At 69.7% G+C, this 13,243-nt stretch carries 13 protein-coding genes and 1 pseudogene; 6 read left to right on the top strand and 8 right to left on the bottom strand.

Features of this window, described 5'->3' with window-relative positions:
* Positions 1-243, bottom strand: a 243-nt coding sequence (locus ABZ880_RS44940; RefSeq protein WP_361276311.1) for a hypothetical protein, incomplete at its 3' end; no start/stop codon positions are given.
* Positions 244-806: 563 nt separating this feature from the next.
* On the opposite strand from ABZ880_RS44940, the gene ABZ880_RS44935 reads away from it, so the two are divergent.
* Positions 807-2,018, top strand: a complete 1,212-nt coding sequence (locus tag ABZ880_RS44935) for an IS110 family transposase (protein ID WP_361276308.1) — start codon at positions 807-809, stop codon at positions 2,016-2,018.
* A 586-nt stretch (positions 2,019-2,604) separates the two neighbouring features.
* Here the strand turns inward: ABZ880_RS44935 and ABZ880_RS44930 are convergent.
* Positions 2,605-3,645, bottom strand: a complete 1,041-nt coding sequence (locus ABZ880_RS44930) for a hypothetical protein (RefSeq protein WP_361276305.1) — start codon at positions 3,643-3,645, stop codon at positions 2,605-2,607.
* A gap of 225 nt (positions 3,646-3,870) precedes the next feature.
* Here ABZ880_RS44930 and ABZ880_RS44925 point away from each other — a divergent pair, with 225 nt between their 5' ends.
* Positions 3,871-4,335 (top strand): MarR family transcriptional regulator, encoded by a 465-nt coding sequence (locus ABZ880_RS44925; RefSeq protein ID WP_361276303.1) that lies wholly within the window; start codon positions 3,871-3,873, stop codon positions 4,333-4,335.
* Positions 4,336-4,733: 398 nt separating this feature from the next.
* Entirely contained in the window at positions 4,734-5,174 is a 441-nt protein-coding gene (locus ABZ880_RS44920; RefSeq protein WP_361276301.1) for a hypothetical protein, read from the top strand.
* A 17-nt stretch (positions 5,175-5,191) separates the two neighbouring features.
* Here ABZ880_RS44920 and ABZ880_RS44915 read toward each other — a convergent pair whose 3' ends face one another.
* Positions 5,192-6,337, bottom strand: coding sequence for an alpha/beta hydrolase (locus ABZ880_RS44915; RefSeq protein ID WP_361276298.1), 1,146 nt, complete (start codon positions 6,335-6,337; stop codon positions 5,192-5,194).
* 315 nt (positions 6,338-6,652) lie between these two features.
* Positions 6,653-7,120: pseudogene (locus ABZ880_RS44910) on the bottom strand (FCD domain-containing protein); the annotation flags it as partial.
* Between the two features lie 13 nt (positions 7,121-7,133).
* Here ABZ880_RS44910 and ABZ880_RS44905 point away from each other — a divergent pair.
* Positions 7,134-7,415 (top strand): hypothetical protein, encoded by a 282-nt coding sequence (locus ABZ880_RS44905; protein ID WP_361276295.1) that lies wholly within the window; start codon positions 7,134-7,136, stop codon positions 7,413-7,415.
* Between the two features lie 6 nt (positions 7,416-7,421).
* Here the strand turns inward: ABZ880_RS44905 and ABZ880_RS44900 are convergent, their stop codons facing one another.
* Entirely contained in the window at positions 7,422-8,624 is a 1,203-nt protein-coding gene (locus ABZ880_RS44900) for an IS110 family transposase (RefSeq protein ID WP_361276292.1), read from the bottom strand.
* Positions 8,625-8,877: 253 nt separating this feature from the next.
* Between ABZ880_RS44900 and ABZ880_RS44895 the strand changes: the two genes are divergently transcribed.
* Together ABZ880_RS44895 and ABZ880_RS44890 are read left to right on the top strand one after the other, a co-directional pair.
* Positions 8,878-9,201: a hypothetical protein gene (locus ABZ880_RS44895; protein ID WP_361276289.1), complete on the top strand. Its 324-nt coding sequence runs from the start codon at positions 8,878-8,880 to the stop codon at positions 9,199-9,201.
* Positions 9,194-9,574 (top strand): hypothetical protein, encoded by a 381-nt coding sequence (locus ABZ880_RS44890; protein WP_361276286.1) that lies wholly within the window; start codon positions 9,194-9,196, stop codon positions 9,572-9,574. The genes ABZ880_RS44895 and ABZ880_RS44890 overlap by 8 nt, the downstream gene beginning before the upstream one ends.
* Before the next feature lie 14 nt (positions 9,575-9,588).
* Here ABZ880_RS44890 and ABZ880_RS44885 read toward each other — a convergent pair whose 3' ends face one another.
* The 3 genes from ABZ880_RS44885 to ABZ880_RS44875 form a co-directional block, all read right to left on the bottom strand.
* The gene (locus tag ABZ880_RS44885; protein ID WP_361276283.1) at positions 9,589-11,250 is read right to left on the bottom strand and encodes an FAD-dependent monooxygenase; all 1,662 of its coding nucleotides are present in this window, start codon (positions 11,248-11,250) and stop codon (positions 9,589-9,591) included.
* 330 nt (positions 11,251-11,580) lie between these two features.
* Positions 11,581-12,432 (bottom strand): amidohydrolase family protein, encoded by an 852-nt coding sequence (locus ABZ880_RS44880; RefSeq protein ID WP_361276281.1) that lies wholly within the window; start codon positions 12,430-12,432, stop codon positions 11,581-11,583.
* Between the two features lie 253 nt (positions 12,433-12,685).
* Complete coding sequence (locus ABZ880_RS44875) at positions 12,686-13,231, bottom strand: flavin reductase family protein (RefSeq protein ID WP_361276279.1); 546 nt, start codon at positions 13,229-13,231, stop codon at positions 12,686-12,688.
* Positions 13,232-13,243 lie beyond the last annotated feature (12 nt).

Here is a 13,243-nt window from a genome sequence, read left to right as displayed (position 1 = left end):
ACCGCGGCCCGAGTCCACGGTGAGCTGACCGGTCTGCACGTTGATGAACCAGTACGTGGTGCCGGTGTCACCGTTGCACAAGGAGTTCAGAAGCGTGTCCGTGTTGAAGGACTCCTTGCCACGGATGTTGACGACCCCGCTGTCGGCGTGCGCCGGGGCGACGAGCCCCAGGGTCGCGGTGAGGCCGACAGCGCCGGCTATCACCGCACGCTTGAGGGCTGCCCGGGAAAGCGGTTGACGCATGGTGGATGCACTCCAGTTCCTGAAGATCTTGTCCGACTCGGTGGCCATCGGCTTCACGAAAAGAGTGACATCTTCAGACGAATCACAGTATTCAGTTATGTGACGTCATATCAGCTTTCTTATGATGCCACTTCATCACTTGTTCACCAGGAGCGTCTCGCGCACCAACGACGAAGCGAGCCGCCCGTCCTTGACGGACACGGACGTCCTCAACCACCACGGACGGCAGGACTCACAGCCCACCGCTGTCCGGTTGCGCCTACGGGGAGGCGGAAGCGGCACGCCTCGGGTGGAACCGGCGGACGGGCAGCAGATCACGGTCGTCGGCGCCGTCACGCCCATTACCTTCCGAGTAGAGCCCGAACTGGGCTCGTGGCCTCCGGGGCCGGTATGGCTCCTTGCCCCTGTCGTTGATGATCTGGGGGGTGCTGCCACCGGTTCCGGTGGCACCGGAAGGTCGCTGATAGAAGCATGTCCACCCGTCGGCAGGGCTGCGTAATGTGGCTGCCGATCTCCGGTGCCCGGTGGGCCACCGGCTGCAACTCCCGGGGAGGGAAAGCCCGGTGACCAGCAACGACTTCACCTCGATCGACGTGTTCTGCGCCCTGGACGTAGGTAAGTCCGAGCACCACGGCACGGCCCTGCTGCGAGATGGCCGCACCACCTTCGACAAGCCGCTGCCCAACGGTGAACCGGCCCTGCGCCAGCTGTTCGCCCGCCTTCAGCGCAAGGGGAAGGTCCTGGTCGTAGTCGACCAGCCGGCCTCCATCGGCACCCTGGCAGTGACCGTCGCCCGCGCCAGCGGCTGCGAGGTCGCCTACCTTCCGGGCCTGTCCATGCGCCGCCTCGCCGACCTGCACCCAGGCAGCGGCAAGACCGACGCCCGCGACGCCTACGTCATCGCCGATGCCGCCCGCACCCTGCCCCACCTGCTGCACTCCATCGAGCCGGAGGACAGCGTGCGGGCCGAACTGACCATGATCCTGGGCCATGACGACGACCTCGCAGGGGACGCCACCCGCACTTCCAACCGGCTGCGCGGCCTGCTCACTTCGATCCATCCGGCCCTCGAACGGGTCCTGGGGCCACGCCTGCGGCACCCGGCCGTCCTGGCCCTGCTGCAGGACTTCGGCTCCCCGGCCGCCCTCGCCGAGGCGGGCGGCGACCGGATCATCGAGGTCATGCTGGCTGCCGCACCACGGATGCGCAGCGCCCGGCACCTGACCGAGCAGATCACCGCCGCACTCGCCGAGCAGACGGTGCAGGTTCCCGGCGCCGGCTCGGCCGCCGAGATCGTCTCCGGCCTGGCCGAGTCTCTGGCTGTCGTCCTCAAGCGCCGCGAGATGCTGGAGACGCGGGTCGCCGCCCTGCTGGGGGCCCACCCTCTCGCGAAGGTCCTGACCTCCATGCCCGGGGTCGCGGTCAGGACCGGAGCCCGCATCCTGGCCGAGGTCGGCGACGCCAGCGCATTCCCCACCGCCGCCCACCTGGCCTCCTACGCGGGACTGACCCCCACCACACACCGCTCCGGGACCTCCATCCGTGGCGAAGGACCGCCCCGCGGCGGCAACAAGCAGCTCAAACGCGCCCTGTTCCTCGCCTCGTTCGCCTCCCTGAGCAGCCCCGAATCCCGTACCTACTACGACAGGAAACGCGCCGAGAAGAAGCGCCACAACGCCGCCCTCATCTGCCTCACCCGCCGCCGCGTCGACGTCCTGCACGCCATGCTCAAGCACCGCACCCTCTACCAACCCGGGCACGAACAAACAGCCTGACCAAGCCCACAGACCTTGACCGAACAGATAGAAGCACCCCCCCGCAGAGCAAGGTAGTGACGGCGCTCTACGGCCTGGAAGTCCGCACGTCGGCCATCGTCCACGCGTCGCCGCCGGAGCCGGACAGGCCGTACTGGACAGCCGGATCAACCCCACGCCCGACTACGGGACCGTCGCCGGACCGTGGGCGTGGAGCGCACCTGCGGGATTGATGCCGCACCGCAGGCCGCTGCGCGGCCCTGAGCAACAACCCCCGCGCCCGGGAGTCGCTGACGGCGCGGGAGCCGGCCCGGGTCACTACGGCGTGCCAGGTCGCCGTTGAACTGCCGCCCGTCGAGCCAATGCCGTCCGCGTCTGTGGCTGTGGCCTCCGCGGCGGCCCCGGTGGCGTGCGGTCCGCCGGCTGGTGAGGCTCGGGAGCAACTGCCTTGCGGTTCCGGCGCGGTACGACCACGAGGCGGCAGCTCACTCGACGGGAAACGCACCCTGCAGGGAGAAGCTCCACACCGCGTGAGGGGCCGCCGTCACACCACGCCTCGCGCGGTCAGCGGCGCAGGAGTCGTCCGTGCCGGACAGGCGAGGACTCCTCAGCGCCAACCGCAGTCGAGCGCGGCCGGATCGATCGTCCCCCGCTGCACCTTGGCGTCGTGGGGCTCGGGGAAGCCGGCGTCGGTGACGTAGATCCGGTTTCCGTGTACCGCGATGGCGGTCGGTGAGGCAAGGCCGTCCGAGGCGGTCAGGGCGGTCTCGGTGACCCCGCCCGGACGGATGATCACGACCTGACCCAGGCGGTTCAGGGCGGCGAACACCACGTCGGAGCGGTCGTTGAGAAAGTTGAAGTCGTCGACGCTGGTGAGGCCGCCAGCCACGGTGCCGATTCGGCCGGGGGCACCGGAGCCGGTGACCGGGATCCGCAGCAGGGTGCCCCGCGCGGCATTGGAGACCCAGACCGCCCCCCGGTGGAACCGGAGCCCGTTGACACCGAACGGGTTGGACGGGTTGGCCGGATCAGCCGCGAGGGCGGGGTCGGCCAGCCAGGCGGTCGCCTCGCCGCCGACGGCCGGGACGGCCCAGATGGTGCCCTTGCTGCTGTCCGCCACGTACAGGGTGCGCCCGGCGGGGTCGAGGGCCAGGCCGTTGGGGAGCCCGTCGGCGGGCAGGGCGGCGATACGGCCGGGGGTGCCGCCCGGGGACAGTTTCCACACACCGGCCCGGGAGGCGTCGGAGGAGTACACGTTGTAGTAGACGGTGCCGTCGCGGCCACGCGCCAGACCGGTGAACGCGTCGCCCCGCTGCCCCCTCACGATCACCCCACGCTGCCCGGACGGACCGATCCGCAGCAGTGCCGGACGCTCGCCCGGCGCGCTGCTCCCGCCCAGCGTGGAGACGGTCAGCGAGTTGTCGGGGTTGACGGTGATGTTCTCCGGGGAGTCACCAGCGGTGAAGTCGAGTGCGGCGAGTGTCCGCACGCCGGTGACGGCCGGTCGCGGGGACTCCTGCCGTGGCGCCGCGGACGCGTAGGGCGCCGAGACGAGGAGGGCTGCCACGGCGATCACCGCCGCGGGTCCGGACCGCTTCTTCAGGTGGGTTGCCACGGGTACGGCTGTGGAGATTTCCATACGGTTCATCGCGCGTTTCTGAACGGGCGCAGTCGAGGCTGCGCGGAGTATCGGGCATGGGTTGCACCAAGTGGCTCCAGGACGCGGAACGGGTCCGCTCCCGGGCCGGGCACTCGACCGGCGCCCGCTCCCGGCGAGCGGAGGCCGCGCCGGGCAGGACAAGTTGTTCCAACTTGAACGACTTCGACATTAGCGTGAAGTTCCAATTTGAACAAGTTCCGCTAGGATGAAAACATGGACACGTCACGGTCACTGAACCAGCGCGAGGAGCGGGCCTGGCACACGCTGGTCACCGCCACCACGCTGCTCAACCGGGTACTCGATCAGCAGTTGCGCGCCGACGCCGGGTTGTCCCATGTGCAGTACGCGATCCTGGCCCACCTCGGTTACGCCCCCGGCGGGTCGATGCGCATGGTGGCGCTCACCGACGCGTTGAAGGTCACCAAGAGCGGCCTGACCTACCAGATCGTGCAGTTGGAGAAGGACGGCCTGGTCGTTCGCGGAGCCTGCGGCACGGACGACCGCGGAGTGGGCGCCACCCTCACTCCGCGTGGCAGGGAGTTGATGGACCGCGCGGCGCCCGGTCACGTCAGCCTGGTCCGCGAGCTGGTGATCGACGCCCTCACTCCGGAGCAACTGGACGCTCTGGCCGAAGGATTCGCGGAGATCCTGCGCCGCATCGTCGACACCAGGGCGTAGGCGACGCGCAGCGTTCGGCCACCGGTGCCGCTGTCGTCGCAGAGGGCGCGGCGGCCTTCTCAGGCCGACCGCCGACCGCCGGGTACGGCTCCGAGCCGCACGCCCGGCGGCCCACCACGGGTGTGATCGGCCGGCACCGCGGCCGCGATCGCGGACCGGACGGACCGGACGCCGGGCATCTCGCCGGCGACGGGACGGACCGGCCGGCCCGGGGACACCAGACGACCCTGCCCGTACGACGGGGCCACGGTTGCCGGGGCACGGCCGTCGGCGGTGACACGAGCCTCCACAGTGACGCTGTCGCGGCACGCGCGCCCATGGAGCGCCGGCGCGCGTCGGCCGGGTCCCGCCAGGCACCCCTCCCGGTCGATCGCCAACTCGCCTGACATCATGACGACATGAGACCCCCGCTGCGCGTGGTCCTCTGGATCTACATAGTCTTCAACCTGATCCAGACCATCGTGCTCACCTTCGCCCCCGAGGTGATCGACCGCGCCTATCTCGGCGGCGAGATGACCCCCACCCGGCAGTTCCAGTGGTACGCCGTCGCCGGCTACCACATGCTGATCGTCGCCGTCACCGTCGTCGCGATGGGCCTCGGGCGGGCTTCCGACCGCCGCAGGCTCATCGTTGTCAACGCGCTGATGTACATCCTCTGGGACGCCATCGCGCAGCTCGTCTACTGGGGCCGCGCCATCGGCATGGCCACGTCGGACCTGCTGGTCAACTCCGGCGTCAGCCTCACCGTCGGCCTGGTCCTGCTCATGGTGGCATGGCGGGACCACGACACCGAACCGGTGACCGGGTCCCGCGCGTACGGCACCGACAGGACGAGCTAGGCCCCGGCCGACGAGTGTCAGCGGGGTTTCTTCGGCGGGCAGTTGCCCGGTCCGGTGCGGGCGGCCCAGAAGGCGAGTGCCTGGTCGAACCAGCCGTTGGCCGGTGTGCCGACGCCGAGCCCGAAGCCGTGGCCACCGGTGTCGTATCGCCGGTAGTCCACGGTCACGCCGAGGCCGCGGAGCTTCTCGACCAGCGCGTCCACCCCCGCGATCGGCACTACGGTGTCGTCGGCGGCGTGGGTGACGAAGGAGTCGGGAAAGGACGGCCCGACGAAGTCGCTGTACCGCGGGCTCATATAGGCGCTGATGATGGCCGCCGGGTCGCGGAAGCCATGGGCCTCCGCACTGTACTGGCCGTCGGAGCCCCAGGCGCCGACGATGGAGGCGCCGGCCGAGCTGCCCCAGAGCGCGTAGCCGTCCATGCGGTAGTTCTTGGGTAGCAGATGCGAACGGGTGAACCTCAACACTCGTGCCAGGTCGTCCGTTCCGTCAGCCATCGACTTCAACTCCCCTTCGCGGCCCGGCATTCGGCCGTCGGGACTGACACGGTACTTCAGGACCGCGACGTTGTACCCGGCCTCATGGAGGCGCTTGGCGTGGGGGAACGCCTCCTGGATCGAAGCCACCGAGGTGAACCCTCCGCCCGCGAGAACGACCGCGAGAGGCGCGTTGGGCTTTCCGGGGATGAAGAACACACCGGCCGTGCCCTTCGCGGGGTCGGCCGCGATGTCGGCGTCGGAGTAGATCCGGTGGAAGAGCCGGCTGCCCTGGTTGCGCTGGTCGATGAGGAAGTTGACGCCGTCCACCATCGTCGGCACGTCCCAGCCGTACGGCGCCAGGTACGGCGCCACCTGGGTGATGGGCAGGTCCTTGACGACCTCCCACGTCGGACCGCCTTCCCACGGACCGATGTACCGGCCGAAGCCGGCGAACGCGGGATGCTCGGCGAGCTGACCGAACGTCTCGGCGCCGGTGATGTGCGAGAAGCACCCCTTCTTGCAGACCGGGGTCCCCGGTCCGCCCGTGGGCGCCGCCGAGGCGACGCCTGCGGCCAGCGGCACCGTCAGCACCGCGAGGGCGACCGCGCCCGACACGAGCCGCCGGCGGCCGAGCGCCCCGGCCTTCGTGGATCTGCACCCGTCTGCATCCAGGTCGTACGGCATGGAACAGCCCTCCTGTGGAACACACCACTGTCCGGCCAGGCATCAACCCCGGGCCGCGTCGTGCGGCACACGGAACGTCGTCGACGACCGGTACCGGGCATCGCGCACGACGCCCACCTCATGGCCGCACCAGCGAGTGAAACGATTCGGAAACACGGCGCAACGTAGAGGACAAAACCGAACGACGCAAGGTTTTCGGCAGGCGACCGCTCGGTCAACACGATCGGTCGGCTATGTTCGTGCCGAGTCCGGTCCACCGCGGCCCCACGGAGGCCTCGACCCGTGCCGTCGACCGGGCCGCGGCGTCCGTGCCGCTCAGGATGCCTTGCGGGCGGTTTCGAGGGCGGTCTCCCCGGAGACGGCCCCGAGGGACCCCGACGAGCGGAGGTGCTCGCACAGCCACTCCTCGGTGTTGCCGACGTACAGGAGCGCCGCGGCCTGGCTGAGGGCGAAGTCCCGTGCCGAAAGGGCCGCGCAGATCGCCTCGTGTTCCGCGAGGGTCCTCGCCGCGGCCTGGTCGTAGACGAGACCGCGCCGGATGTGGGCCCGCAGGGTACGTCCGGAGATCCCTTCCAAGAGGGTGAGCAGTGACTCGTTGCCCGTCGCGGCCACAACGGCACGGTGGAACGCGGCGTCGTGCGAGTTCGGCCGCTCGACATGCTCACGAGCCCCCCGCATGGTGTCCAGGTGGCGTTTGACCTCGGCCAGGCCGTCGTCGGTGATCCGGGTGGCGGCGAGGGCGGTGGCCAGGTGCTCCAGCAGTCGCCGTACCTCCATCAGGTCGAGCGAGGCCCCTTTGCCGCTCTGCATCAACACCGCTCTGGACACTCTCCTGACAGCACTGCATGTCGAGCTGGACGACGGCATCATCCCCTCGCGCAGGGCGCGTTCGGGGCCGGGGCATCCGCTGGAGGTGACCGACGCGGAACTGGTCTGCCTGGCGGTGGCGCAGGTGTTGCTGCGGTTCAACGACGAGTGGCACTGCCTCCGGTCGGCCCTGTCCTTGGTCGGGCATCGCGTCCCGCGGCTGCTGTCGCAAAGCGAGTACAACCGGCGGCTGCGGGGGGTGCCCCTATGACTTTAGTCAAGGGGTGATCGGGGTTGGTGGTTGGTAGAAGGTGCCGTCGCGGAGCATCGCGAAGAGCACGTCGGCGCGGCGGCGGGCGAGGCAGAGGATGGCCTGGGTGTGGTGCTTTCCCTGGGCGATCTTCTTGTCGTAGTAGGTGCGGGAGGCCGGGTCGGCGAGCGCGGCGAACGCCGAGAGGAAGAAGGCTCGCTTGAGCTGCTTGTTTCCTCTCCGCAAAGGCTGTTCGCCGCGGATGGACGACCCGGAGCTTCGAGTCGCCGGGGCGAGGCCGGCATAGGCGGCGAGATGGGCGGCGGATGGAAACGAGGTGCCGTCGCCGACGTCGATGAGGATGCGGGCGCCGGTCCTGATGCCGATGCCGGGCATGGACATCAGGACCTTGGAAAGAGGGTGGGCCTCCAGGAGTTCCTCGATCCGGTGGGCCAGGAGTCTGCGCTGGTCGAGCACCGCCTGGAGCGAGGAGGCGAGGCTGGTGACGATCAGTGCGGCTGCGTCCGTGCCCGGAACGACGACGGTCTGCTCGTCGAGCGCGGTGAAGACGTCGTCGATCAGCCGCTCGGCCATGCGGGGTGCTTTCGGCCGGATCAGTGCGATGAGCCGTCGGCGTCCGGCCTTGCGGATCTGGGCCGGCGAGCCGAACTGGTCCAGCAGCCTGAGTACGGCCGGGTGCTGCATGCGCGGGCCCAGGACCCGTTCCAGGTGCGGGTGGATCTGGGTGAACAGGCCCCGCAGCCGGTTGGAGAGGCGGGTCGCTTCCGCGGCGAGGTCGTCGTCGAAGCCGACGATCATCGACAGCTCGGCGATCGTCTCGTCGTCGAGGTCCACCGACCGCAGCGTGTGCGGCATCGCCCTGGCCGCGTCGGCGATGATGAACGCGTCCTTCGCGTCGGTCTTGGCCTCGCCGGGGTAGAGGTCGGCGATCCGCCGCATGGTCAGGCCGGGCAGGTATGCGACGTGGCAGCCCAGCTCGCGGGCGACGGTCAGCGGCAGGGCGCCGATGGAGGCGACCTGGTCGACGAGGACGAGGACGGTGCCGTGTTTGGCCTGCAGCTTGGCGAAGACCTCGCGGAGCTTGGGTTCGCTGTTGGGCAGTCTGCGGTCGAAGGTCTTCTTCCCGGCCGGGGTGAGTGCGGTGGCGTGGTGTTCGCCCTTGCCGACGTCCAGTCCGAGGTAGACGTCGATGTCGCTGGTGTCGATCACGTCGTGGTTCCTTCGGTGCTGTTCACCCGGCCTGCCACGGCACTGATCGCCACATCCACATTACGAAGAGCCTCCCGACCTGCGGAAAGGCCGGTGGTCATGCCCCTAATCAGCGGTCTGTCAGTGCCTTCGGAGCTGGTGACACCCCCCCCCCGGGCCATGAACTCGACAAGGGGAGGTAGTCATGCCAACTCCGAAGGCCGGTAACCCCGTTGCGGGGCTACGAAGACGGTAATGGGGGGCAGGTGACCTGATGGAGGCGACCCTGCGCTGGCTCGCGGCGCGGACCCCGTCGAGTCTCGATGTGGTCCGGTTGTGGGACGGTACCCCCGTCCCGTGCGGCTCCTCGCGTCAGACCGCGCAACGCTCGGACCTGTTCGGATGGGCCGGCTATGGCATGGACAAGTCCCACCAGCGCCTCTACTGGGGCGTCGAGCTGATGCCGGTGTGCGCCCCGGACGGGCTGGTCACCGGGTTCGTCATGGTCAACCCGAAGCCGGTCAAGGAGCGTGACGCGATGCGGGTGATGTTCGCGCTGGAGAAGAACCGGCCCGAGCCGGGCACCACAGGTGTGTGACAAGGGCTTCGCCGGAGCCGAGTTCGAGACGGACATGGCCGAGCCGGGGATCATCGTGGTCCGTCCCGCTCGCAAGGATGAGAGGGACCCGGGGATCTTCCCGTACTGGCTCCGCCAGCGCATCGAGTCGGTGAACTGGACGCTCAAGGGCCAGCTCGGCCTGGAGGCCCACGGCGGCCGGGTGCTCTCCGGTCTGTGGGCCAGGGTGCTCCAGCGGCTCCTGGTCCTCAACGCGGCGATCTGGCACAACTGGGCCTGCGGAGCCGAGAGGAAACGCTCGCTGATCCACTACGACCACCCCACCCCACCCCACCCCACTGACCAGCGCGTAAGAGCGCATCAATCATCTAGGCCGTCCCCGGGAGTGGGGTAGGCGTCCACGGGTGGTCAGGCGTCCACGGGAGCGTGTCCGGCGAAAAGGCGCGCCAGCAGTTCGCCCGGGTCGGCGGGCAGCACGTCGCCGCTCCACGCGACGTACATGTCCGGGCGTACGAGCACCAGCGGCCGGTGGTAGACGGCGACCGCGTCGTCCTCAGCCACGGCCAGTTCGGTCAGTGGTATCCCGGCGTTCACGGCGGCCTCCACCAGGGCGTCGACCGGCGGCGCCGACGGTCCGACGCGGACGATCGTGAGATCCCTTCCGAGTTGGTCGAAGATCGACGCGCGGTCCGGACGCCAGTGGTGCGGGAACCGGACGCCGGGGGTCACCGACGGCACGTAGACGCCGATGCCCTCGATCGCGGGCCCCTCGGTGCCGGCGTCCGCGTCGGTACCCGGCGAGCCGGTGTACCGGGAGCCGAACTGGACTCCCTGGCTGAACCACTGTTGCCGGTCGACCTGTTGGATCAGCTCGCCGACCCGCTGCCGCAGCGCCGCGCCCTCCCGGCTGTTCTCGCGCAACTCCGGTTCGGTGCCGATCGCGTCCATGTCCTTGTCGATCTTCACTGCGGCGCGGGAGGTCGCCTCGCCGACCGAGCGCCGTTCCGTGGCGTAGTCGTCGAAGAGGCGCTCGCCGCCCCAGTCGTCGAGCAGTGCCGCGAGCCGCCAGCCGAGGCCGACCGCGTCGGCGATCCCGGTGTTCATCCCGAAGCCACCGAGCGGAAGCCACAGATGTGCCGCGTCACCGGCCAGGAGGACCCGATCGTCGCGGAACCGGTCGGCGACCAGCCTGCGCGGTGTCCAGCGGACGACCTTGATCTTCTCGTGCGGCATCGGCCGGCCCAGTGCCGCTTCGAGGATCCGGTCGGCATCGAGGTCCTCCGGTTCCATGTCCTCCGGCACGCGCGCATGGCACAGGTACAGCGCCTCGCCGTCGAGTTGGACGAACGAGCCGTGCAGCTCCGGCCCGAACCACCAGTACATCCAGCCCGGCCGTGGCCCCAGGTGCCGCGCGAGTTCGGTGCACCGGAAGTAGACGGAGACACGGGCCTCGGCGACCCGGGAATCGCCCTGCAGGACGGCGCCGATCGACCGGCGTACGGTGCTGCCTCCGCCGTCGCAGCCCACGACGTAGTCCGCCGTCACCCGGTACTCCCGCCCGGACTCCACATCGATGACGTCGACGGTCGCAGCCATACCCTCCTGTGTCACTCCTTCCACCCGGTTCGCGCGCCGGATCTGCACCGAGGGCATGGACCGTACATGCTCTTCCAGGATCGGCTCCAGGTAGATCTGCGAGATCCGGTGCTGGGGCTCCGGCGTCGGCCAGTCGTCGAATTCCGGGGCGTGGCCGGACAGGATGTCGCCGCTGCTGGAGAACGGGAACCGGGTCAGTTCCCAGCCCGTCAGCGCCGTGCAGTAGACGACGTCGGTGGGGTGGCCGACCGGCAGGCCCGCCCGTCGGATCCTGTCCGCGACGCCCAGGCGGCGGAAGTACTCCATCGACCGGGCGTTCGTCGTGTTGCATCGCGGGTTGTCGGTCGTCTCCCGTGCCTGTTCCAGCACGAGCGTCCGCACTCCGCGGATGCCGAGCTCGGCGGCCAGCGTCATGCCGACGGGACCGCCTCCGGCGATGACGACTGGCCAGTGCTGGTTCGATTCCGCGTCCATGATAAAGAACCCCTCCATCGATGGTTGGTCGGACGAAACGCGTGCTGCACCGCGTCGACGGGCACGGCGCGGCCCCGGGTCCGTGGTCCCGTGGTCAGGCGCGGACGGGCGACGCGCCTCCGCGTCCGCGGACGGGCCGCTCCAACACGAAGGGGGCGCGGCCCCGCGTCCGTGGACAGGCCGCGCGAGGGCTGAAGCGCGGCGGACGGCCTCGCGTCCGCGGGCGCGTGCTCAGGCACGGACGGCGGACATCGCCCCGCATCCGCGGGCAGGCTGCGCGAGGACTGACGCGCGGCGGCGCCGCGCAGTCGGCTGACGGAGGTCGCTCCGTCAGCCCTCTTCTCCGGTGCGGCGCGCGCGGGCCTGCGGGAACAGGCGCTCGAAGTTGCGCCACATGACGTTGTCCAGGTCCTCCTGCGGCAGCTCGGAAGCGAGCAGCTCGTTGAGGACGGACGGTGTGTTGTAGGTGACGGGATCGGCGTAGGAGTCGGTGCCGAACAGCAGACGCTCGGACCCGAACCGGGCGATGAAGGTCTCGAGCGGGCGCAGCAGCGGGAAGCAGACCGCCGTGTCGAACAGCAGGTGCTCGTAACGGTCGGCGAGGTCCATGATGTAGTGGATCTGCGTCGCCCCGGAGAACCCGTCCAGTGCGACGAGCCGTGCGTCCGGGTGCTGCTTGGCCAGCTCGCCGAGCATCCACGGGGCCTCCACCGCGGACTCGGAGAACACGTGCAGGTAGCAGGGTAGGCCGAGCGCTGTCGCCTCGTCGATCAGCGCGTGCATCCGCCGGTCCGACAGCGCGACGCCCTGGTAGCGGGTGTGCCAGACGAAGCCGTCGAGCCGGAGCTCGTGCGCCGCCCGTGCCATCTCCTTGCGACACAGGTCCAGCCCGTGGAGCGGTTCCACGACCCCCAACGCGACGGGGAAGTGCCGAGGGTCCGCGTCGCGATAGGCCGCGATGGCGTCGTTGACGGCGCGCGTGTTCACGATCCCGTGCGGACGCTCGTACTGCATGCCGGGCAGGACGCAGGCCGCGGCCATGCCGAACCGGGCGAGCATCGCGCGGTGCGTGCCGGCGGGGTCCTGGTCCGATCGGCCACCGCCCTCACCGGTCACCCCCAGCGCAAGCTCACCCACGTGGTGATGGGTGTCGATGACGAGGGCCACCTCGCGTGGGATCACGGTTGATCCTTTCGTCTCGCGGTCCGGGGGCAGTGTCAGTTCCCTGCCCGTCCGGCGCGTTCGAACCTAGTCGGCCCGAAAGAATAGGTCCAAGACAAAGTCTTGGCTGAACACATAGCCAGTGGGCTATTGACTTCGCTGATGCTCCAGTAGGGCCGCCGCACCGGCCTCGACGCGCGGGTGAGGCTGCCGCCTCCGCACGACTTCGATCCCGCTCGGCGTACCTGTCGCCCCGAGGACGGCGGCGCCTTCGTCACGACCGGGCGGCGCCGGCCCCGAGTTCGTCGAACGCCCCGCGGAAGAAGAGCAACGGGCGCCCGTCGGCCTGATCGCGCACGGCCATCGTCCGTCCCACGACCAGTAGGTGGTCGCCCGCCTCGTGCTCGGCCTCGTGGTGGCACTCGATGTGCGCGATAGCGCCTTGGATCAGCGGCGCGCCGGTGATCCCCGGCTCCCACGCCACCCCGGCGAACTTGTCGGTCCCGCTGCGCGCGAACGCGAAGGCGACGGAGGCCTGCTCCTCCCCGAGGACGCTGATCGCGAACCTCCCGGCTCGGCGGATCCGCGGGTAGGTCACGGAACTCAACGCCGGCGCGAAGGCGATGAGCAGAGGATCCAGCGAGAGGCTCATGAACGACTGGCAGGTCATACCGACCGGTTCCCCGCCGTCAACCGCCGTCACCACCGTGACACCAGAGCAGAACCTGCCCAGGACATCCCTGAACCGGTCTGCGGTGACGCCGGAGGCGCGACTGCTCGGCGCCGGGGTCTCGGGCTGCTGCGCACTCGACACGGACATCGGATACTCCTT

It is taken from the genome of Streptomyces sp. NPDC047043, assembly GCF_040644055.1.
Lineage (GTDB): Bacteria > Actinomycetota > Actinomycetes > Streptomycetales > Streptomycetaceae > Streptomyces.
The sequence above is the reverse complement of the archived record's forward strand: the minus strand, read 5'-3'. Positions and strand labels throughout refer to the sequence as shown.